At 35.7% G+C, this 23,520-nt stretch carries 22 protein-coding genes; all 22 read right to left on the bottom strand.

Features of this window, described 5'->3' with window-relative positions; translation table 11 throughout:
• Positions 1-111: 111 nt before the first annotated feature.
• Entirely contained in the window at positions 112-480 is a 369-nt protein-coding gene (locus ACYPWY_RS13450) for a response regulator (RefSeq protein ID WP_459686056.1), read from the bottom strand.
• Complete coding sequence (locus ACYPWY_RS13445) at positions 473-4,357, bottom strand: hypothetical protein (RefSeq protein WP_459686055.1); 3,885 nt, start codon at positions 4,355-4,357, stop codon at positions 473-475. Before ACYPWY_RS13445 ends, ACYPWY_RS13450 begins: the two co-directional genes overlap by 8 nt.
• A 194-nt stretch (positions 4,358-4,551) precedes the next feature.
• Positions 4,552-5,505 (bottom strand): hypothetical protein, encoded by a 954-nt coding sequence (locus ACYPWY_RS13440; RefSeq protein ID WP_459686054.1) that lies wholly within the window; start codon positions 5,503-5,505, stop codon positions 4,552-4,554.
• A complete protein-coding gene (locus ACYPWY_RS13435; RefSeq protein ID WP_459686053.1) occupies positions 5,489-7,306 on the bottom strand; it encodes an ORC-CDC6 family AAA ATPase in 1,818 nt (605 codons plus the stop codon). The genes ACYPWY_RS13440 and ACYPWY_RS13435 overlap by 17 nt, the downstream gene beginning before the upstream one ends.
• The gene (locus tag ACYPWY_RS13430) at positions 7,291-8,361 is read right to left on the bottom strand and encodes an HD domain-containing protein (protein ID WP_459686052.1); all 1,071 of its coding nucleotides are present in this window, start codon (positions 8,359-8,361) and stop codon (positions 7,291-7,293) included. Before ACYPWY_RS13430 ends, ACYPWY_RS13435 begins: the two co-directional genes overlap by 16 nt.
• Entirely contained in the window at positions 8,358-9,416 is a 1,059-nt protein-coding gene (locus tag ACYPWY_RS13425) for a DNA cytosine methyltransferase (RefSeq protein WP_459686051.1), read from the bottom strand. The genes ACYPWY_RS13430 and ACYPWY_RS13425 overlap by 4 nt, the downstream gene beginning before the upstream one ends.
• A 117-nt stretch (positions 9,417-9,533) precedes the next feature.
• Positions 9,534-10,076, bottom strand: a complete 543-nt coding sequence (locus ACYPWY_RS13420; RefSeq protein ID WP_459686050.1) for a hypothetical protein — start codon at positions 10,074-10,076, stop codon at positions 9,534-9,536.
• Positions 10,077-10,097: 21 nt separating this feature from the next.
• On the bottom strand, positions 10,098-11,015 hold the full coding sequence (locus tag ACYPWY_RS13415) for a relaxase/mobilization nuclease domain-containing protein (RefSeq protein WP_459686049.1): 918 nt from the start codon (positions 11,013-11,015) through the stop codon (positions 10,098-10,100).
• Complete coding sequence (locus ACYPWY_RS13410; RefSeq protein ID WP_459686048.1) at positions 10,996-11,358, bottom strand: MobC family plasmid mobilization relaxosome protein; 363 nt, start codon at positions 11,356-11,358, stop codon at positions 10,996-10,998. The genes ACYPWY_RS13415 and ACYPWY_RS13410 overlap by 20 nt, the downstream gene beginning before the upstream one ends.
• A 120-nt stretch (positions 11,359-11,478) precedes the next feature.
• Positions 11,479-12,378 carry a toprim domain-containing protein gene (locus ACYPWY_RS13405; RefSeq protein ID WP_459686046.1) on the bottom strand — a complete coding sequence of 300 codons (900 nt, stop codon included), beginning with the start codon at positions 12,376-12,378 and terminating at the stop codon, positions 11,479-11,481.
• A gap of 229 nt (positions 12,379-12,607) precedes the next feature.
• Positions 12,608-13,819 carry a primase-helicase family protein gene (locus ACYPWY_RS13400; protein ID WP_459686045.1) on the bottom strand — a complete coding sequence of 404 codons (1,212 nt, stop codon included), beginning with the start codon at positions 13,817-13,819 and terminating at the stop codon, positions 12,608-12,610.
• Positions 13,820-13,823: 4 nt separating this feature from the next.
• Positions 13,824-14,138 carry a helix-turn-helix transcriptional regulator gene (locus tag ACYPWY_RS13395; RefSeq protein WP_459686044.1) on the bottom strand — a complete coding sequence of 105 codons (315 nt, stop codon included), beginning with the start codon at positions 14,136-14,138 and terminating at the stop codon, positions 13,824-13,826.
• Between the two features lie 180 nt (positions 14,139-14,318).
• Complete coding sequence (locus ACYPWY_RS13390; RefSeq protein ID WP_459686043.1) at positions 14,319-15,200, bottom strand: DUF6043 family protein; 882 nt, start codon at positions 15,198-15,200, stop codon at positions 14,319-14,321.
• A gap of 158 nt (positions 15,201-15,358) precedes the next feature.
• Complete coding sequence (locus tag ACYPWY_RS13385; RefSeq protein ID WP_459686042.1) at positions 15,359-17,014, bottom strand: ATP-binding protein; 1,656 nt, start codon at positions 17,012-17,014, stop codon at positions 15,359-15,361.
• A 45-nt stretch (positions 17,015-17,059) separates the two neighbouring features.
• On the bottom strand, positions 17,060-18,403 hold the full coding sequence (locus tag ACYPWY_RS13380; protein WP_459686041.1) for a tyrosine-type recombinase/integrase: 1,344 nt from the start codon (positions 18,401-18,403) through the stop codon (positions 17,060-17,062).
• A 289-nt stretch (positions 18,404-18,692) separates the two neighbouring features.
• Positions 18,693-19,136: a hypothetical protein gene (locus ACYPWY_RS13375; RefSeq protein WP_459686040.1), complete on the bottom strand. Its 444-nt coding sequence runs from the start codon at positions 19,134-19,136 to the stop codon at positions 18,693-18,695.
• A complete protein-coding gene (locus tag ACYPWY_RS13370; protein WP_459686039.1) occupies positions 19,120-20,073 on the bottom strand; it encodes a relaxase/mobilization nuclease domain-containing protein in 954 nt (317 codons plus the stop codon). Before ACYPWY_RS13370 ends, ACYPWY_RS13375 begins: the two co-directional genes overlap by 17 nt.
• On the bottom strand, positions 20,070-20,372 hold the full coding sequence (locus ACYPWY_RS13365) for a plasmid mobilization protein (protein ID WP_459686038.1): 303 nt from the start codon (positions 20,370-20,372) through the stop codon (positions 20,070-20,072). Before ACYPWY_RS13365 ends, ACYPWY_RS13370 begins: the two co-directional genes overlap by 4 nt.
• Before the next feature lie 128 nt (positions 20,373-20,500).
• Positions 20,501-21,226: a hypothetical protein gene (locus ACYPWY_RS13360; RefSeq protein ID WP_459686037.1), complete on the bottom strand. Its 726-nt coding sequence runs from the start codon at positions 21,224-21,226 to the stop codon at positions 20,501-20,503.
• Complete coding sequence (locus ACYPWY_RS13355; RefSeq protein WP_459686036.1) at positions 21,174-21,587, bottom strand: hypothetical protein; 414 nt, start codon at positions 21,585-21,587, stop codon at positions 21,174-21,176. The genes ACYPWY_RS13360 and ACYPWY_RS13355 overlap by 53 nt, the downstream gene beginning before the upstream one ends.
• Positions 21,588-21,590: 3 nt before the next feature.
• Positions 21,591-21,881 (bottom strand): helix-turn-helix domain-containing protein, encoded by a 291-nt coding sequence (locus ACYPWY_RS13350; RefSeq protein ID WP_459686035.1) that lies wholly within the window; start codon positions 21,879-21,881, stop codon positions 21,591-21,593.
• A gap of 192 nt (positions 21,882-22,073) precedes the next feature.
• Positions 22,074-23,042, bottom strand: coding sequence for a hypothetical protein (locus tag ACYPWY_RS13345; protein WP_459686034.1), 969 nt, complete (start codon positions 23,040-23,042; stop codon positions 22,074-22,076).
• Positions 23,043-23,520: the final 478 nt, after the last annotated feature.

The raw sequence follows: 23,520 nt of genomic DNA, 5'->3' as shown, positions 1-23,520 counted from the left end.
TGAACTCTCAAAAGCAATTTACAAAATGAAGATAAGAAACCAATGGCGCCTGTCCGAAATCACCCAGAAAACACAGAGGCTGTTCGCCAAAATTCAAATAGACTACCTAAATTAAGCGGAGTTAGGGTTTAAAGCATCTTCTAATATGTTTGTATCAGTATGTTTAGTATATGCAATTATTGGAACAAATTTATTAAAATCCGGATATCCAGTTATCGAAAGTTGTTTCCTAATGTAATGAATAACCTCTTTCCCTTTAACATTTGCAAGTTTCAGGTCACAGATAATACACCTTAAATCGGAATAATTTTGCAAAATCAAATCCGAAGTACACTCACAAACAGATTTCAAATTTGTTTGAAATTTATTTTTTGTGGTTATGAAATCGCTTTTTTTAGGCAAAAAGTCATAACCTGGAACAGATGTTACTATTTTATCATAATCATCTTCTTCATTTTCAATGATGAGTATTTTATTCATAATTACTTGAATTATTTAAGTTTATTGTTACTATAAAATTACTATAGCTATCGAATTTATAGTCACATTCAAAATTGAATTTATCACAATACCCTTGCAATGCAGTAAGAGTCATGTGTGAATAATTTTTGCACTTTAACTCTTTAATGTAATTCTTTATTTTAGTGAACCTATCTTTACTTTTCTGAACTTCTTCTGTCTCAATTCCTGTAAAGTCGTTTTTGATTGTTATAAGATTGTCTGTTATTGATAAAGTAATAGTTTTTTTATCTGATGGCAAATGCTTTTGATACATTGCGTTATCCAAACATTGTATTACAAATGCCCTAAGTATTTGTTTGTGGAACCGTGTTTCTGCTGTATCAGAAAAGCTAGTATTTATTACCAATTTTCCCTCCCAACAGTGACCAATAACTTTATCTCTAAATCCCTTTTGTATTAAAGATAAATTTTTTTCATCAAATATATCTGCTAATTTTACAAAAGGAAGAGAATCCATGTCAAGCAGAGTCAGTTTATGATTTTGCTCAATATTACTGTATATGTGATTTATAATCATATTTGTATGAGAAAAATATGCTCTATACACACTTATTAGGTTTGTAGTTTCTAATTCATCTAAATCTATTTTGTCCTCTATCTCATAACTTCCAAAACTGTGGTCAGAATCAAGATATATTTTTTCAAACTTGCGTTGATTTTCTTTTTTCTCTACATAATCTCTAAAAGTTCCGCTTTTTTCCACGATTTTTTTCAGATACTTGCTAATATCATTTCGCAGTAGTAACAAATATCGGATTCTTTTTATATCAGTCAGTTCTTTATTTTCACAGTGATAATAAAAACCTATCAATGCTTGTCCATAGTGTTCTGTTTGGTATTCTCCTTTGTTATCTTTTCCAACTGTATCATTGTCTATCCGAAGCAGTAACAAACGATTGTTATTATTTGGAAGTATAAAGCCGGATAATGCTTGAGTAGTTTTGTTGGTTTCATCATCAAACAAATCTGTCCATTTGTTTCCGTCATAGTGAAACTCGGTAATTGAAATAGAATCTTGTTTGTTTCCCTCATTAGCAGGACTTTTTCCTTCAGCCAACAGATTATTAAGAAAAGAAAGTCCCATAATATTGTGAATGGTATCATTATTATTACCTTGATTGTGTAATAAATAGTATGGCTCATCTTCACTTTGTTTGTACTTTACAATGGCAAAACAGCCATTAGAGCCAACTATATCATTTAGTCCGTTAAATAAATGACTGAAAAACTTTTCTTGGTCACTATCCGGCAGATTGTCTGTTTTATCGTTTATGCTATCCCTTAATAATATTCTTAACGTCAAAAATTTAGTTACCTCATTTAATTCTTTTTCTGTCAAATCATTTTCACTATTTATCATTTTAAGCATCAATTTGTACAAATATTTATCTTCAAACGATACCAAGCATTTTTTGATTTCTGCTTCAATATTTTCTAAAGCTATATCAATGGATTTAACTGAAAACGAAGGCTCTATTTCTGAAGAATTATTCCATTCTTTTTCAAAAAATTCTGCAAAAGTCCGTATAACCGCTGCATTTTCTTCGCGAAGCATACGGATTAATTGCTTAAACAACGGCGGATTGTTTTGTATTTCTTCAAAATATTTAAGCCTAATATTCAATTCTATGCTTCGGGCTTCATCTTTATGCAGTAATTCATTAACCTGTGCTGTAAAGAATTTTGAAAAACCACGCAAATCATCATCTTTAATACTTTTGTATAGTTGTTGTATGAGATGCAATAGTTTGTATGATATAATATAGTTGGAGTTTAAGAGGGTTGCCCGCCGTATAAGAAATTTCAATTCTTTGAAAGAGTCGTTTGTTATTTGGTTGTTTTCATTCCATTTGTCAACCTTTTCCTCTAATAGTTCAATTACCCAATTAAAAGTTTTTTTGCGAATATTCTTATAATTATAAAACGGTGTTTGGGTAAGATTTTTTAATACTGCTATCTCACGTTCCGACAATATACACCCTTCTTTATAGCAAGACGATTCTTTTGATTCAAAATACGATGTTTCAAATGGCGATGTTGTGTTTGTTAATAAATAATTTATAAACCAGTCCTCAAAAGTTTCTTTACATGATTCTTCAAATCCGGTATTTTTCCCCTTGTTTTCTTTTCCTTGAAACAATTCATAGATTCTATGATTAGCCTCTACCCTTAAAGGAATAGATGTTTTTTTCTTGTCAGTAATAGCATTCGGTATTTTTGAATCATTTATTTCCAATATTGTGAGTTTATTCATTTTTTCTATAAAGTAAAGTTTCACTCGTGTCAGATATGAATTTTCAATCAGCTTCTCATACTTTTTTTTCTCAGAACAAAGCGGACAAATATTATATTGGGACTTTATATATGGTAAATGTAAATCTGCAAATGCATATATTTTTTCACACACACCTCTTATGTCCTTATCTTCATAAAAGCCGGAACGATTTACAAAAAAGAAACATTTGGTAAACTTCTTTTCAGGCTTTATGATACGCTTTATTAATAAATCCGCTTCGCATAAGGTTGAGCCGGAAGTAACGACATCATCGACATAATATAAATTTGCCTCTTCGTATTGAGATATTTTGTAATAATAATCAAATAGTTGAGGATTTTTTATTGTTGGGTCGTAATGAATTATGATTGCTTGGTTACTGAAAACCACCTTATTTACCATTTCGACAAATTCAGCGTTGGAAAAATGTCCTGGTGCAAGAATAACATATTTATTACTGTCTTCTTTTTCAGTCGTGTGCGTTGAAAGCCATTCTACAACCTTCTGTTTATTATTTTCCCACACAGCATAGTCATTGAAATAGTAATGATAATGGTTTTCATTTCGCTTGATATGCCCATACCGAATAGTAGGCTTTTGACTTATATCTATTTCTAATTTGCGGTTATTATTGATAACCCGTGCTACGGGCGAATCTATTATCAACTCTGGAGTAAGTGAAGTATTGTCAGTATAAAACAAAGGAATTTCTTTTTTCGCACAACACTTTTTGCACCTCAAGCATTCTTTATGTCCTTTTTCACATTCTGAATTTCCATCAGGAAAACATTTTTCACACTCATCTATACTTTGCCAACTTGTAGGAAGATGAAAATAAAACCTTTGTCTAACTTTTTGGTTTTGGGATAAACCGTTTGTTGTTATAATTTGCTTGGTTTTATCAATATCTTCCCAACCGTATTTTGTAAATATTGGCGGCAATTCCTCTCCGGTATTCCACTTATCAAAGGTATTATCTAAAACTGCCAAAATATTGTAATATGGCTGTATTATATTGATTCCTTCTTTCCCTTGTTCTTTATACTTTTGTCTTATTACTCTTTCCATTTTTATTGAAGTAGAAAAAGTAGTAGCGATAGGAACAACTATAACAACGTTTTCGTAAATTTCGCTATCCGGTTTATTGAATTTAAAATCTTCCGTATCGGACACAGTATTCGTGTTTATCTCTAAAGCATCTTTTATTAACTCATCTTTAATATAACTCACTAATAATTCCGAATATAATCCATATCCAATTATTGATAGAAACGTTTTGCTTTTTTTGTTTATAGTATCTTTAAACGTAGGATTGTTTTCAATATCTTTGGCAATGATTTTTGCATAATTTGAGGCATTTTTGCTCTCTTGAAAATATGGCTTTGCATAATAAAAATCCGTTATGTGAATTTTAGAACCCAACCTAAAATGGGTATTACTTATCTTGATAGGCTCACAAGAAAATTTCTCTTTGGATTCCCTTATTATTGTTTTGAAATCATCAACAATGCTGCTATCAACAGTATTTACTGTATCATATATTTTAACTTCATTAGCCATATATTTTATTTTACAACTGAGACATAGATGCTTGTTCTCTCATAAATTTTATGCGTTGACCTATCTCTGCCTTTATTTCCATGGTGCAAAGGTCGGGAATTATTGACTATAAATCAAAGACTATGAATATAACATTGAGCAAAAATATTTCATATATCAATGAACATTCCATTTGATAATGAGTAAGTATGCAATTACAATTCATCAAACTCAATCAAACAAATAGAATCAGAAGGGGTCGAATACGCATCAATATTATACAAATTTGTTGAGGCGTAACAGATTTGCACTTCTGGATATTTAAATACAGTTGATGCGACAGCTAAAGTAGATATTTTATTACACATCGGGCTTATGACGATATTGTATTCGTTTTTATGCTGCTCTATTATTTCACTTAATGCTTTTATCGTTGGTTGAAAATCTATACATGAAAATTCAAATTGTTTCGCATCGGGATTTAGATTTATCAACTTTTTGAAATTATGTTCGTTTATTTTAGCTATTTCTGTATTCTTACTTTTTGATTCAGGCGCTTTCCCTAAATACAGTAAAACAGGCTCAAAATTATTAATAACAATTTGTGCTCGTTCTGCCTCAAAACCGATTAATACAACAAGCATTAGTTTCTTTATGGGAGAGAAATCTCCGGAATACCCCAAAACCGCTCTTATGTTTTGTACACCTTTAGATAACCACAATTTATCCATATCGTTATCAGGGACAGAGGAATACTTATCCGATGGATTATAACACAATGTTAATGTTTTATCTTTGAATGGTTCTTGCCTAAATAACTGAAGAATCATCAAAAAGTTTTCTCGTGTAAATGTGGAAATATCAAATAAAACATTACTAAAATCACAAGACATGAAATAATCATATAATTTATCATAATTTGCCAAAGGATTATTTTTAGCCATTGTTATGTCTTCCCTCAGGCAGAAGACTTCTTGCAATTTTATAAGATTTTGTTCCGCTTCCGGATAGTTATTCTCAAAATGACAAATGACAATATTTTTAAATTGCATCATATCAATATTCTTTGCAATTTCCAAGCATCTATGTTCAAAACTGGAACTACAAATAAACAAGTCAAATCCTTGTATTGATTGCTTTATTTCTGAATGTTTAATAGTCTTCATCATTGTAGAAATTTTCTATGTTATCAAATAAACGTGGTTCATTGTTGCTACTTGTTGAATTAATTTTCTTTGAGAAGCAACTTAGAAATTTTGCTCTATCAGTTAATGCAATTGCTAATGTTTCACTTTTCATAAATTGATAGCCAGCAAAACTTGTAGGGTCAAGTTTGAAATTAGGAGCTAATATTCTACTCAAAATATAAAGCCTATTTCTGCCTGTTCCTTGCTTATTTCCAATCGTACTTTTATGCAAATAGCCGTATTGTTCTCCTAAATCAAGTATTTCTCTTAGTTGGTCGTTAGGTCTATCTGTTAATGCAACAGAGAACACCCTTCTTTCTGTTAAATCTGAGACCAAGATTTTATGAAATAACTGCCCTAAGGAATCGACAAGATTATACAACATATCAGCATTATCCGTATGTTTTTGAGAACTCCTATTATCAGTACGAATTTTATCAAATTCAACAGTAAGAAATTCCGTTGAATATTTCTTTATTATACTATCTTGAATTGAATCAGGGATAAAATCAGGAATTTGTCCTTTATTTGTTGAAATATATTCAGAGTACATTTCTTGAGCTGGGGCTAAAAAGTGTCGAATGATTCCAGATGATATTGCAACTAATTGGTCAAACCCCGCATAACTATAATTAAACCCAGAACGATGTTGCTGCTGCTGTCTTTTAATGTATTCAGGCACTGAATATCTTTTAGCGGCATCATTCGCAGCATAATCTTTTTCGGGATTTTTATGTTTTTCCCTCAATTCTTCTGCAAGTGCCGCAATTTCTTGCTTTTGCTTTCCGTCTTCAGGGAAAAAAAATCTAACATTGACATCATCAATTGGAATGTTTAAATATTTATTGATTCTTCGTTTTACGATTTGCTCTATTCGTTCATTATATGTACTCTTGTTACTTGAATATCGAGTTGAAATATTTACCTCCGAATAGTCGTGCGGAGAATCAATCCTTTTTCCATTTGTGGTTAAATATGTTTTATAATCCAATTGTGTAGAGATTTTAAAACAAACATCTTTCGTTGTTCTATACGAAACCCATGTATTTAAAACTTTTGTTTGTGGTAAATTAAGATATCCTGCATCATCAATAAGAACAAAGAATGGATTATCCTTTGCAAAGAAAGGTAATTGCTTTAATTTCAATAAGAATGGATATACAAAATCAATAAAGTCTATTATTGAACCATAATAACCATCTATATTTTTTGATAATGCAATAGATTTGCAATATCTTGTACATTCTCTCGTCATATTGCTAACAATATCAGCCATTTGCCTGAAATAATCTTTGCCTTTATCACTCGTATATTCTGAAATCTTATATCCAGAATATGATACCAATCGCAAAAAATCTTCCTTATAAAATTTCTCAATTTCAGAGGAATATTGATTTAGTTTTTCATCAAAAACATTTATTATTGATTCTATTGATTTTGAAAGGACATAGGTTGCCAATAAATGTTCATTCAATATATACTCAGCGTGATTTTCAAGTCGCCCTAAATCAGGAATATTAATATCTGTCAATTTTATAGGGACGTATAATGAAAAGAAATCTAATGAGTTAACTTCTTTATTCTTGGCAATAATCTGACAATCAGGCATAATATATCTAAACATCATACTTTTACCCGAACCTCTTGGTCCATTCAAGAAAGTATGACCTTTTTCTAAAACTTGATTAAAGTCAGTGAAAACATCGACAAATAAATCAACTATATCCTGAGCCGAAATTTGTTCAGGGGTTTTAATTTCAAAAGGATTTATTTTTTCTTGCATAATAATTGATTATTTATCTGATTAGCAATATATTGTCCATCTATATTTTCTCCAGCACTATTAACCAAGCTCTCTTTACATATTTCGAAAATATCATTTGATGATAGTATTGGATAACCTCTTTCTTCTATACGATATTTTATTGGTTCGAAAAAAGATTCTATTGACTCTGCTTCCAAAAGATTTATCTCGACACTAACAGATGATATCCTCATATTTTCAGGAACGAAGCGATTGTAATATAAGCATTCATTAAATGTCTTCAGAGTCCGTTTATAAATCTCATTTATAAGAAATAGTTCTTCTAATTCAGTTTCACTCTTTGACTTTTTATATAATTTTATACTCTGCTCTTTATTTAAACTAAATATCATTGTGATTTCGTGACTTTCCGCTGATACATTAAACTTTTCCAAACAAGATGAAAAGGCATGATAAATTTCACTGGACGGAGGTATTCTTCCTTCAGATAAGAGATAGTTAGCTGCCCTTGCCCTACCATCTGCAAGTTCGTCTGCCATACGAAGAATAGCAGACAACAATCTGTATCTAATCTTATCTACACCATTCCCATCTGACAATTTTTGTTTACCAATCAAATCATCTTTCCCTGAATGAGCTTTTGCAATATCTAAGATTATTTTCTTTTCCCAAGTTGTTATGTTTTTATTGTCGAGTTCTTGAACTAATTTTTTTGAATCTTCCGCATGAGTATCTCTGTTGGCATTTACAATGTGTCCTGCATCGTGTATCTGGATTGCTGTTAATAGCATAAAGGTTTCATATGGGCTAATGGCAATAGATTCCTCTAAACCAAGTAAAAGGTAGGATGCTTTTTCTATAACCATATCAACATGCTTTGCACTGTGATCGTTTAAGAATATTACGGGATTCTCTCTACTCATTACAGTTCCAATATGCGGATGTATTTCTCTGTCTAAAAAATCTTTAAATGATTTATAGTAAGAAACATAATTCTTTTTATCTGGAAAAAGATTAAGATACTGTTCCTGATTATAAAACCAATCTTGTAATGTTCCTTGCTGTAAGTTCATAGTTGTTTATCTAATTTTAATATTTGTTCAAAAATCGCTTTAGCTAACAAAGGAGGAACAGCATTTCCGATTTGCTGCTGAATATAATGAATGCTTCCCTCAAAAATAAAACTATCAGGAAAACTTTGTAATCGAGCTGCTTCACGAACTGACAAACCCCTATCTTGAATAGGATGTATTAACATATTCTTTCGATAATTGGAAATAACAACAGAAGGTTCATCAATTTTCAATCTTTTATAAATTCCACTATGACAATTATTTTTATTTTTGTAATTTGCCATTAAATGCTCGGGAATCGCTCTCCAATTTTGTCCAGGCTTAATGTATTTGTAGCGCTCAATTACATAATCAAAATTTCTTGAAATTATATTTTGAGTTGAAAATTTTGAATTTTTACGCATTATCTTAGCGTAAGAACTTGGTTTAATATCTTTTCTATATGGTAACTGTTCAAAAATATCTCCATTATTTAGAAGCGGTAAATCATTAATTGCTTCCCCTACACTAATAATATCCTTCATCTTTTCAGGAAATACGAAAGGAATATTTTTCCGGTTTCCAACTATGAAAAATCTATTTCTATGCTGTGGAACACCATAATCCGAAGCGTACAATATTCCATCAGAGATTGAATAGCCTAAATCACTGAAAGACCGTTTGATATTTTCCACTATTCGCCCTTTGTTATAATTGACAATTCCTTCTACGTTTTCAAACAAAATCCATTCGGGATACAATTCAGTCGTGAATCGCAAAAATTCTCGAAATAGAGAATTATTGGCATTGTCATCGTTTCGTGTTTTCCTGTTGGACGTAGAGAATCCTTGACATGGAGGGCCTCCGAAAAGAATGAATACATCTCCTTTCTTCGCTATCTCATTGGGGTTAATATTCTGTATATCAGATATTATAATATTTGTGTTAGGGTGGTTTGTTTTATATGTTTTTGCAGAATGACAATCCTTTTCAATAGCACATAAAACTTCTATCCCAGCCCATTCAGCACCGAGACTTAAACCGCCTGCACCAGAAAATATGTCTATTCCTATCATTTAAATATAATAATACTAATTTAGGGGTGGCAAAGTTACGAAAAAAATCCATAATAAAAAAAGTCCAAAATTCCAAACAAAACGCAAACAACTTATATATAATTTATTGTCAGACTATTAATTTTTAAGTTTTCCTACTTCTCTCTGCAATTTTTCCAATTCTCCAGCATTCCGCTTTGCCCTTTCTATCCTTTTCGCTTGTTCCTTAACCAATTTCTCATATTTTTCTACTTGCTTGCGAATAATTTTGATACTATCGTTATATTTGAATTGCCGTTCCAACCGATAAAGATTGTCATCATTGCTTTGCCCTTGCATCTTGATATACCTGTATTTCAAATCATTGTCCCTGTATTGGCTAATCGTTTGCCGTTGGTTAGCAATTGTCCAAAACGAACCAAGCACGATTACAGCCAATGCTATCCATGAAAGGAAAAACCAGTTGGAATGAATGTCAATCGTATGGCGGTGTTGATGTTCGACTACGGACGGCTTCCTAACTTCTTCTATCATATCTTCCAATCGCTCTGTCATCGCATTTACGGCTGTCATATCAACATGTGCCGGCTCTGTCGGCTTGTCTGTACGTTTATCCAATTTGTTGTTTATTGTTTCAAACATTGCGAATACTTCGGAAGTATTCATTTTATTATTACTCATATTATTTTGTTTTTTAATGATTTATAAATGATATCCTCTTTTCTTTTTCTTCTTGGGCTTGTGCTGTTTTAATAATTCTGCCTCATCGAGGTCATAATCCATTCCCGACGGTTGAATATCAAATAACCCACCCAAAACAGAACCGACATTTTCCAAGACGGAAGATTGATTTTGGGAATGATTGTTTGTAAGTTGAATATTTTGTTCTCTGTCATTCTGTTTCAGTTGGAAATCAATCTTGCTGTAACTGAATTGCCTGTCAATCTTTGAGCCGTTGAACGTGTATCCGTTCTTTTGGAACATTACTCCCTGAACCTCGTCCGTATTACCCTTATATTTGAAAGATATTGCAATACCCTGTTTTTGAAGTTCCTTTTTCAGTTCATTCCAATTCCTGCATTTGGATACTGCTGCTTTCAAGGCATCGAAAATTTCGTATTTCGTTTTATCCGGCTCTTTCAAGCGATACCGTTTTACATTTTCTTTTCCTTGTGCAAAATACAATCCATGCTTTTCGGTCATCTCCTTACAAATTTTCTCACTGTGGTAACGGTCGTTTTTGTCTGAAATCGTTTTGCCGTTATTATCTATCCTGTTGAAAATGATGTGGACATGTGGATGTTCCTTGTCGTAATGCCTGCCGATAATGTATTGCGTGTTTGTAATTCCCATTTTTGTCATGTACTCGGTCGCAATTTGTACCATTTTCGCATTGGTCAGTTTTTCCTTGTCCTGTGCCGAAAAATCCAATGAGATATGACCGACCGTTTTGGATACTTTCGGATTTAATCCGCTTTGAACTATAAAACTGCGGATAATGGATTCTTTACTTTTCAGACGAACACCCTCCGCTGCAATTAATTCCGTTTGCTTGGCTTTGTCGAGAACGTAATTGATTACGCCCTTGAAACCTTTCCCTTTAACTATCTTTGCTACCATTTTCCAAAAGAGTTAATGCGTTATCAATTTTATCTGCCAAATAGAGGTATTCGCTTCGGACATTGGAATAACCTTCGGTGTTTGCCTTTCGGGTAATCTGATTCAGGTTGTTTCCAATTCCTGATATTTTGCGGATACAGTCCATTTGTTCGGGTGTCAATCGTTGGCGGATTTGGCAACCGATGATTGCCTGCCGCGCAACTTCGGTACAGGTCATTCCTGCTTGGGCGGCTTTCGCTTTCAGAGCGTAATAATCCTTCGTGCAAAGATTGACCGCTATCCGGTATTTCAGTTTTTCGGTGGGACTTAATTTCGGTCGCCCGCCTGTTTTATCTTTTATCATATTTGTACAAGTTTTGAATGGAGACCAGCGGGATAATTCACCGTTTCGATGCACTCGAAACATAAACTTGCTCCGTTGAAAAACAGGTATAGCCTGTCGTTATCATCCGTTTGTAAATAATCATAGTTTCAAACCCGTTTTTTTCTTTTTCACTTCCGGTTTTACCATCGGTTTTTGACGCAAATAATCGTTCAAGTCTTTATGCTCTGCGTACTTTGTCGAACGATTATACACAGTAGAGTCTGCCGACTGAATCAACTCGTTTGCCTTTTGTCCTGCATCATCGTTATCCAGATAAGTGTAAATTTCTTTGTGCGATTTCAGAAAATCCATTGCTTTTTGAATATTGGCAACCGAGTTGAGAACGGCGACATTGTGCTTGGTCTTTTCGATTTTTTGAATCGTAAGGTAAGAAAGAAAATCCCAGAAGCCTTCAAAAATCAAACATGTGTTGCTATTATTCCGAATAGTTGTAATGTCTTTCGGCGAAATACAACTTTTGAAATTTGGCGGACTGCTCAATTCATATCCGCCCTTGTCGTTCCTGAACCCAACTGAAAAATAGTTTTTGTCATTTATCCGATAGTGAATTTCCTTACAATAGCGGTTTGTCAAGTCCAAATCAATCTTTCTTTCCTGAAGCCATGCGACTAATTTCGGATGGATAATCGGGATGATGTTTTGAATAGTCGTTGTCGGTTCATCGTTTTTTATCTCATTGGAAACAGTATTCCCATGAAAAGAAAATGAATCGGGATTCATTCTATATTCTTTTTCCAATTTGGTTGCAGCTTCATGAAATGAATAATTTTCCATTTTCATTACAAGGTCAATCATTGTCCCGCCTTCGTTTGTTCCGAAGTCATGCCATACGTTTTTATTGTAATCGACTTTGAAACTTGCGTTATGGTCGTTACGGAACGGACAGTGATACATGCCGTAATGTCTGTAATCCTTTACCGGATAAATATTCACTTTTGCCAAATACTGTTTTATTGATATTTTATTTAACTTATTCATAATGCTGTGTTTAACTTATTATTTTTTCTTTTCAAGGGAAAACCCCTAAAATTCGTAATATTGTTAGAAATATTTGTTTAATCATTGTTTATTAGCGATTTATCCATCTTACATCCTTCTTACAAGCTCGATATTTTTGTTCGTTTTATCATTTGTTGGATTGTAAGAGATTTGTTGGAACTTTGTAAGGCTTATTATTTGCTGTAAATCAATAAATTATAATAAACTTCTAACATTCTGACATAATCCCGTCCAGTTGCTTTTTCGAGATGCAATACACTCTTGCCGTTTTGCCAGATAAGGATAGAATTTCGCCGTTGCAACCGAATATGCAAGCCGTATAATAAGTCGGTGGCTTGGGTTGAAGCTGCCATTTGTCCTGCAATATTTTTCGGATTTGATGGATATCGGTCGAAATGGCTGTCCGCCTGACCATATCAAACAGGTCATTGACGGAAAACAGGTATTCTTCCGCTTGCTGTATCTGCATCAGGTCTGAAATGATATGAATCATTTCGTTTTCCACTTTTCCCCGATTATGTGTAATAATCCGGCGCAAAGCATCGGTAATCAACAAATCATGCCTGAACCACATGCGGGATTCTTTCTTTGTGCTTAATTCCCTGTGTAAAAGAAAATTCAGAAATTGCGGAATTTCCCTTTTCAGATTATCCAACATATTGACATTTGTTTGAGTAAGCGGATGTATTTTTCGCACCCAATAGCGCGTTTCGCCTTTTTCTACGATAATCGGACAGGTTTCATTGTTGGAACACAAAACAAATTTGGCAAAAAATTCTACTTCCTGACGGTCTTTGCCTTTGGCTTCCGCCTTGTAGGACAAGGCAGTACTCAAATTCTTGATACGTTCGGAATCTTCCCTGCGGTCAAGCAAAGCTTCATCGACGCCGACAATCAACTTGTTCGCCCAATCGGAATTGAATTGACTGTGAAAATCCTCGTTGGTGTTGAATGTCATGTTTCCGGCAAAGATGGCTTTCAGAAAATTCAAAAAAGTAGTTTTACCTGTGTTTCGTTCATTGGAAACCAAAAGAATAATAGGAAGTTTAGTCAATGGCTTGAGATAAAGCAATTGCAGGTAATCCAAACCCATCTCTAACTGTTCGTGGAAAATATGCCGAAGAAATTCAAGTGTTAAAGGATAATTCCCTTGTGCAGGTTGATACGGAATCGGCTCATACTGATTCAAGAATGTGCCGATGCTGCGCTGATAACTAATGTGGTCGGGGACAGAGCAAAAGCCGTCGTACTTCTCAATCCGGGAAATGAAGTCTTTCGAGTGGTCTTGTCGGAGGGTCTCATAGTTCCACACACGGCGTTCCTCTATAAAATCACCGCTCATCAGAGGGCGGCGTACAATCTTATAGAGGGTTGTACCCACGCGGATGTACAGTCCCGAATCCTTGTTTCCTTCTTTCATGGGATTAGAGGTTTTCTTGGTTACTTTCCAAAATCCGCCTGACATCCGACATTCGGTAACGTACTTTGCTCCCCACTTTGATAGCTTTCAGGTAGTTCTTTTTATTCCAGTGCCACAAAGTAGCATCGCAAACACCACAAATTTCCTTTACTTCACTGCGGGTGAGGTATCGTTCTTTCCGTGCTTCGGTTATCTCTGTTGATAATTCCGATTTTGCCCTGTTTATCAAATCGTTGGAAAACTCCAATAAATCTTCCCCGCTTACTTCCAATTTGATGCTGGCTTTTTTGTCTTGGATAATTGATAATAGATTTTTCATACACTACATACGCCTGACGGTATGAAACTTTCTTTTCCGGCAGGCATACAAAAAAAGAAAGCCGCTATCCGAATAGTGGAAAGCGGCTACAAAAATATACGAAATTTATCCGAATAATCAACAGGAAAAGTTCACATTCTTACACAGAAAAAGTTTCAACGGAATTGAATCAATTTGAATCTAATTTAGCTTGAAGTAGTTCATCAAAGCTTCGATTTCGGGACGGTCATACTTCTGTACAGAAGGGTCAAGGTAAGCATAAATACCTTTGTCCGAACCGATGTCTAATCCGAATTTTTCACGAATCGCATTGAACAAATGCCGGTCGGATGTGGTATTGGGAATATAACCTAATTGTCTTAAAGCAAGAATCATCCATGCGATTTTCTTGCCTTTTGTCCCCTGCCGGATGTAATCCCTGATTTTGGTTAAGAGTATTTCTTTCTTTTCATCGCCAACCATTATCATGTCTTCCAATGATAATTCTTTGTTATTTTTTGGTTTAGCAAATGATGTGTTTATTTTTGCATCTATATCCAAATCAAGAACTTCACTATCATCTACTTCTTTCATCAGTAGATAATGCTTTTCCCAGTCTGATTTGGCGCGAAGTCCCAAGCTGATGGATTTGTTTCTAAGTAAACGGATGGTAGATTTGATAAGGAATTTCCTGATATAACTAATGTCCAGCATCTTGCGTAATTCTTCTCCTTTTTCTACCATGCGTTCAAAGCTTTGTCCGAAGTAAAGCCAGTAGAGCATTGCGGGAATGATGGTGTTTTTATCTGGATTTTCAAATTCGTTGAGTAATGTTTGGGTTAATTGGTTTTCTGTGAACAGGTTTTCAATTTCGGAAATATCATCAAAAGTTCCCTGATTCGCTTTCTGATTGATAAACTTTTGATATGCAGGAACAAGAGTAACGGCCAGATTCAAAATCTTTTGATAGCCAACAGCATCCCGACCGTTCATTTCTTCCTCGAACAGGTTGTATTCCTCCGGATGGGTTTCTTTCCATTCTTTCAGGCGTTGCTTGAAGTTATTGTATTCCTGTTGTCCCATAAGCTATATTGAGCATTTTATAAAGCATACAAGTGTTTTCTCGCAGATTTTTCGCAATAAAAATATTTTATTATAAATCTAATATTCAGCAATGTAACTTTCAAAGAAGACTTTTTTACCATTTCTATTGCAATTTATTGCAGGGTTTCTATTGCAATCTATTGATTTTCTTGCGGATTTTTCGCAATAGAATATCTTGCCCATCTGTTTGCACCTGTTACTTCCAATTTATTACTATCAACCAATTGCTTCAAAATCCAACGAATGGTATTTTTATTTATGTCCAATCCTATTCTATTGTGAATTTCGCCAAAAGAACTATTGGGATAAGAAATTAAATCTTTGTAGATTAATTCTTCCAACTTATAATCCTTCACTTTCTTTTTGTCGTCTTTCCCCTTAAATTCAGGCTGTTGAACAATTTTGTTGTTTATCTCATATACAGTCCCTTTACCCTCTCCTGTCTTCACTACCAAACCATATTCAACCAAGTCACCCAACCAACTTCTTAAACTCTTTTCCTCGTCTTGATTCAGAAGTTTAGATAATTCTGTAGCCGTATAAGCCTGTTGAGCCAATAGTCCTAAAGTAATTATTTCTTTCTGTTTTAATGGAAATTCATTTTTTACCTTATTCATCAGCCGGATAATATCGCGATTGACAAAATCTTTTGCAATAGTAACGGTTACACTATCGTCGTCTTCATCTACAATCGGTAAAGATTTTCCTGTTTCCAACAATTTTGCATAAACCGTATCATATCCGCTACCTTCGCTTTCCATTAAAACTAAATCAAAGAAGGCTTTACACAGATTCTCATTTCTTCGGATAGATTTTGATAGAATATTCTTTGGGGTAACGCCATAAGGCAATGTACCGGGATTGCGAATTTCTAATCTGTCCTGATAAATATTTATAAAAATATCACCCCTTGCGGTATATGTTTTATGCACCAAAGCATTGGTACACAACTCTCTAATAACTTCTTCGGGATAGAAATGAATGTTTTTCCGGTAAATGCCGTCCGGAATTTCGATACTTTCCTGCCAATCAGGAATATCGTGAATTATCTTATCCAAGATTTCTTTCGGATTCAGATAAAAATCGTTCAACATTGTTTTCCACACCTTTTCCTCTCTTTCGTTATGGCGAATAACCTGAATAATTGGAGCAAACTGTAACGACGAACGGTCATTCCGTTGTCCAATCCACAAAATTCCAAGATTGGTCAAATAGCCATTTTTCTGAAATCCGTAATAATCAAGAAGTTCCTCATCGGATTTTGCTTTGACAAAATCACTTACACGTTTAGACGTTCTTACATCATGCAGAAAATTCGCTTTTTTCTTTTCATCGACTTGGGATTTTTCAATGTGCATCGTGGTCAGTTCTTCCCAAACAAAAGCATTTTTATCGGCGGCAACTCGGGCAATATCTTCGGGCATAACCGGTTTGCAAGCATCTGCAACTCTGATATAATATTTCCCATCGGTAGTAGATGCAAGCGAATTTACATTTCTTGATACGTTGATTCGGATATATTTTGCATTATTCGTTGCAGTTTCAAGCGTTACTGCAACGGCAACATTGACAGACTTCTCTGAAATCTTTTTATGGATAGTTTCAAGGATTATATTGTCGCCAATTTTTTGATTTTCAGGCGGTAAATCATCACCGTCTTCTATTCCGATTAAGATATTGCCGCCATGCGCATTGGCAAACGAAATACAATCTTTCGCCAATTCGTTCCAATCGGTGTTTTTGCCTTGCAGAAAACGCAACGATTTTTTATCCAATAATTTGCCTTCTTCCATAATCTAAATTTAGACTACAAAGGTAATCAACATTTCCAATTTTATCTAATCCAGCATGCTGACCAATTCCTTTTTCATATCTTCGTCAATCTCCCTGTATCGGTTGAAAGCTTTACTTCCTTCTTTATGTCCACTCAAAGCGCCAACCAAATTCGGGTCTTTTACTTTCTTATATATGTTCCCGATAAAAGTTCGTCGCGCCATGTGGCTACTCGCTACTTCATATAGAGGTTTCTTTACTTCTTCGTTGGTTAGTGGGTCGAGAATAGTAACAATCCTGTCTATTTTAGCTAATTTAAACGCTTTTTTTATTGCATCATTGTATTTTTGCTCCGAAATAAACGGCAACAGTTTATTGCCATCGCAATCCTTGTACTTGTCCAATATCGCTTTCGCTTTGTCATTCAACGGAACGCGGACAGTTATCGGATTACCTTCTTTGGTTTTTCGGGGGATATACTCAATCGCGCCATTAACAATATTGCTTTTAGTCATTCGATACAAATCACCAACGCGACAACCGATAAGGCTCTGAAAAACAAAAATATCGCGTTGGACTTCCAATTGTGGACTTGCCGACAGGTCTTTTTCAAATAACTTGTCTCGTTCCTGAAGTGTGATATAGACCGGCGTTCCGTAGGTACATTCGTCGATTCGGAATTGGTCGAACGGTCTATTAGTTGTCTTTTTCTTTTCATGGCACCACAAAAAGAATGTGCGGATTCGACAAAAGCAATCAATCAATGTGTTTTTACCTCTTGGTTGTGGAGTGCGCTTTTCCGGTATCTGTTCGTAAATTGCCAGATATTTTTCAAAATATAGATGTTCGTTTTCAAAAAAATCCCACATATCATGTAAAGTATCAGCAGTAACAGTATCAATATCCAACGCAAACGCCTTTTGTCCACGTTTGGTTGCCCTGACAAACAATTCGTAGCGCATCATCGCACGACAAATAACACGGAAGTTTTTCTTCCGAACCTCTGAAAGTTTGTGTTTGAGCAGGAACTCGTCCAACAGTTGCTGAAAAGTCGGTTTTACTTCAATCGCTTCCGGCACAAAATATTTCTTGGGGTTATAATACCTATCCACAGTGGTTTTCAACCAATCTTTGGTTAGATTTTCTTTTTCAATGAGCCGGTACTCTTTTTCGATATAGGATTTTAAATTGCGAACCCCATTATCAATTTCGTCGCGTAGTTCGTAGGGGCAAACGACTTTACTCTTAACCTGCTCGTCTTTATCATCCCATAAATTGGGGTTAATAAAAAGTTCGGTTGGCGTAACGGAATCGAAACTCCTGCCATCTCTCAACCGCACGTAAATTGTTGCCTTAGAATCAATATCGTGCCGTTTGGCTTCTTTTTTGACTATAAATGTTACCTTCATAAAAGTACGCTTTAAAATGCTGCAACAAAGGTAGAAAATTTTCCCCACATTTTCCCCACACATGTCAAAAATAATTCAATATGATTAAATTCAAATAAAAGAAATATTGTATTCATATATTTAATATACAGTTATTTATATCGAAAATGATATGTGCAATAATTAGTTGTATTTAGCTGTATTTTTATTATCTCACCCCCGGCTCTGGGTACCCTGAATAGCTGATTTTCAATTGAAAATCAGCTATTTGTGTTTTAGCAGGGTGTAAAAAGAGTGTAAAAAGTTCCCCTTAAAACATCAAAGAAAGGATGAGCAAAACTCCTATTGCTGCACCTACTCCATACGTCAGCCATCGGATATGTTCCCTTATCGGCTCATTGGCTTTCTGAACGGCAGCGATGACTTTATCCAATGAACCCTGCTCGATGCCGATACCTTGTTCGTTGGCTTCCTTTAGTTCTTTAGCCATATCCATGGATAGCTCTGTGAGCTTTAGGTAATCGTCTGTCGATAGCTGGAGGTCTTTGATGCACTTGGCAATGATTTGGTCTCGCTGCTCCATCTTTTCAATCAGGATGCCAATGTCATCATATCGGGAAAGAATCTTTTGGGTACTCTCCATTATCAACTCATGCGAATTACTGAACTTCCCCAGTTCCTTTACGATTATTTCAGCCATCATCGCATCGTGGACTGAATGATTACGGGGATTGTTTTTAGAATTGTCTGCCATATCTTCTTTTCTTTTTAAGTTTACGTTTTCTTTTTTCTTCCTCTGATAGGCTTGGATTGTAATCATCCGGATTTGCACAATCCAAAGGTAGCATGGAGCCTATAGAGCCGATACCGGCTAATACACCACCTGCAATGGCTGCTCCCAAATCTACGGACTGATTATTCTCCTGATGCATTGCCTGATACTCCTCCTGCCTGTTTTCAGAGAAAGTATTCAATAGTGTCCTGTATCCAAACTCTTTGCCAATTTGCGAAGCCTTGAACGTCTGGTCGTCACCGGAAAACCGAAGCCCGTAGGTATTTCCCTTCTTGTTCTTGGCTTCTGTAACGGTTACTCCCCGCTTTTGCATCCCGTTTGTGAAATCCTTGAGTGATTTCGGGCGGGTTTTCAAAACAGCTATTGCCGCCTGTTCCATTCGAGTTCGCGCCATCATCCGCTCAAAGAACATCACGTCAGGGCGATATTTTTCTTTTCGCTGTACCTCATTGGCGATGGTCAATCCCATTTGACGGCTGATTTCTTCAGCAATCTTTCCGGCTCGTTTACTGATAAAATCCGTTTGATAGACTTTATTGTCTATGCTCATCCGGTTTACTATCATGTGTAAATGCAGGTTGTCGGTGTCCCGATGGGTGCAGGCTATCCATTGATGATTGCCAAACCCGAATTTCCGACTGAACTCCCAACAGATTTTGGATAGCTCCTTGTCCGTTAACTTTGCTTCATCCTGTGGAGCAATGCCAATTTCGATTCGGATAAATTTGTTCTTGCAACGACTGTTGTACTTTTGTGCCTCCACAAATTCCTGATAGATTTTATCCGGTGTTTCATCCTGAATCAAGTTCGATGCAATCAGGTCGCCTTTTTTGGATTCGCGCATTGCGTATTCGATAGCTCTACTTCCGTGTGCTATTGCTTTTGCCTTGGCTATCATATAATCCGCTTTTGTAATTGGGTGAGATTGCTTACAAGCTCCCGAATAGCATCCAACAACGATAGGTCTTTATTCCGAATCAAATTGGCAATCCGGTTAAAGTTTACACAATACGCTTTCAGCAGATGAAAATACTCCACCTCCTCGGACGACAGTTTGGGTATCGCCCAAACTTCGCCCTGCATTGCTTGTTGTCGGCAATACTCGGATATGCCCATGCCGCATTTTTCTGCCATGCGGGAGATGATGCTTTTCTCCGAAACCGAGCATCTCATGATTATCATTTCTGTTTTATTCATGCTTCATCATTCTTTAACGGAAGTGGGGAGCGGAAGCGGTGCAAGAGCAGTTTGTTTATACAAACTGACATCTTGCAATGTTAGAAATATCTGCTTTCGTATATTCACTTCCCGATTCATAAATCGGTTTATTTTCTCCGGCTTTCGCCTTTGAGTTCAATAAAATTGAACATGGATTTCAATCGGTCGCCAGTCATTTGCCCGTAAAGATTTTCGGAACCAAGCGTTTCCAAAGTGAAGTTACTTACTCCATGTGTCCATGCTCCGGTATCGTATCGCTTGCACAATAGTTCAATCATCGGACTTCGCAAGTTGCCGAAATCCATGATTTGTTTCGGCTCCCGCCCAAACTCATCAATGACAAGCGGTTGTTGGGAAAAACTTTTGATGGACTTCTCTTTCAATAAATCCAGCAATTCGGACGATTTGAGAAATTTCAGCAGTGGTCGTTGCAGGTGCAAGGAATGAATCACGGAGTTATACATCTCCGCCATGGCTTGCATAATGAGCGTTTTTCCACAACCGTATTTTCCTACAAGCATTATACCTTTTTGCGGGTCGCCGAAAAAATGGTCGTCTAATGTCAGGTAGAAGAAAAGTTGCCGAATGACCGACTCATTCTTTTCATCAAACACAAACGACTGTTTTTCTCGCCGTTGTTCCAAAATAACGTTGGCACTTTGAGCCAGCAACAGTTTATACTCCTCGTACTCAAACGGAAAAGGAAATCGTAACGACTCATTTATTTTTTTTTCACCGGCAAAGCGGGCTTTTATGGTCTCCATGCACAAATCGAGCTTATTAGTCAAAATCACTCCCGGAGGCAACAAATTCTCTCTTTGAAAATCTTTCATTCTTAACTGTTTTAAAAGTGTTTGTTTTTGTATTTGTTTTACTATAAGGTATAGAGCCATGACAAGGTGTCGGATTAGGTGTTAAAATCTTATACCTTGTCTTTGTCCTATATTCCTGCCCTCCGACAACGAAGTCAATAAGGGATGCTGCCTTTAGTTTGTTCCGAGAAGTACGCAAGGTAGCAGCCGAAATCCCGATATAAGCCTGCATCTTATCGTCTCCGTACTCGAGCCATTCCATTTTCCAAAACAAGCGATTGCCTAAGCAAAGCAGAAAGAAGTACAACCGTGTTTCATGTCCATTGAACCCTTTCTGTTCGTCAATCAGCCAAAAGTTATTTATCAGTTCGATGTAGTTCATGGCTTACCGTTTTCGATGACCTGTTACTACATACGTCGCTGCTTCCTGTTCGATTTGCCCTGCTGTTTTCACCGGATTTTGCATCAGCCACTTGTCTATTTCTTCCTTGCTGAAATAGATTGTCTTGCCGTGAGGCTTGAAATGGGGTATCTTGCTTGTACATGTTAGTTTGTACATATAGGTCTTTGATATACCTGTGTACCCGCAGCATTCATCGAAAGTGAACACATCTTTTTGTCCGAGAAGCAAATTCTCAATCTTTTCCAGACGCTTTTCCAATACATTATTTTCCATACGAATAATTTTTATTAATGATACAATCAGGTGTCGCGACTACCTTTCGAGCGCAAAGGAATATCATCCAAGCAACAGAAAGATTGTCCGCCAATGTATTCGTATTAACCGCCAATGTTTTGAGAATTGTGGACAATAAAAAAGCCCAAGATTAATATAATCTCAGGCTCATTCAAGTGTATTGAGGATGTATTATTTCTGCTCTACGATGGCTTTAACCCATTTGTTAATATCTTCTTCTACTTCCAATTTGATAGTGGAAGAGGCAGACAAGGCGGAAGACAAGTCTTTGGATACTATTAGTTTCTCTTTTTTAGACAGGAAACATTGGTTTCTTTCGGCGACACTCATCCATGTTTTGCATATCAGTTTATGTTCGCTTAATTGGTTAAAAAGTAGGGCGATGTGTTTATTTACATCCAATTGCAAAGGCTTTGTCTGTGAGCCTACGAGTACTTCTTTTAGTTCATACGTTTCAATATCACGAGTAAATATAGGTATGGCGTTACAGCAGTTGGTCAGCTTGTTCAGTTGTTCGTCCGACAAAGCCGATTCAAAAGAGCTTAACATTCTTCCTTTGTTGCGATTGTTAGCCGAGGTCTTTCTTTGTGCCTGTTCCTCCTTCAATCTTTGTATGCGTTCCAATTCCTTTTGCTCTTCAACCGATTTTAGATTCGTGTATGCCGAAACTGTTTTAATTTCAGTATTTCCTTCAATGACAATCTGTTTTACTTCATCAATATGGGATATGACTTGCGCATCGCTGTTGTCCGGCAATCTGAATTCTTTGTACAGCAACTCGAACGTTGCTTCGATACGGCTTTGTCCTTTGAGAGAGAAATGCCCATGTGATAAACTCGTTTTGTATTTAAACACCTGTGAATTAAGGTAGTCATTGACTTGAGAAATTGTCATTTGATTGTGCCGGATAACAGTTCGCAGATAGTGAGGCGTAAAACGTATATCTTGAAAAAACACGGTAAGATAAGCAAACCAACCGAAAACGGCAATGAATCCGAAAGCGATACAGGCTACAACCAGCCACAAATATGCCATTGGCACATTATGCTGTTTGATAGACTTGTATTTCTCAATCAGAAAATTCCAAATCCGGGTGTTTGCCTCCCGATGGGATAGGTTTATATAAGTAATTTTTCGCATACAATCTTACTTTATCAATGAATGTCAAAGCAAAGTTATACCAAAGATAATGAACCACCAAAGAATTTCCTGCCTTGTCCGAAATTGGCGAAGAGATGTCCTACTTTGGCGTCATAAGTCATCAAGAGTTTGAATTTTCTATCTCTTTCTCAACTGCTATACACCTTCAATATGAAGCGATAAATCAACAAGACTTTCGGCAAAAATACGCTTTTAAGGAACGAAAAAGGAAGATTTTTGCCGGAAACGGAGCTTGGTCTTGTGTTTTATCGTGGAATATAATTTTGTATGGCAGATGAGAAAGAGGGTTATTTGATTATTAATCAGATTGATAATGTTTAGTATTCTTTTGATAAATCCCATTATGAGAACATACCTTTTGAAGTGCCTAATAGTTGGGAGTGGAATACAATTTCTGATATTTCATTATCTATTCAATATGGCTACACAGGGTCTGCAATTTCTTCAGGAAAATATA

Source organism: Viscerimonas tarda, from assembly GCF_054601255.1.
This window is presented reverse-complemented; position numbering and strand designations above follow the sequence as displayed.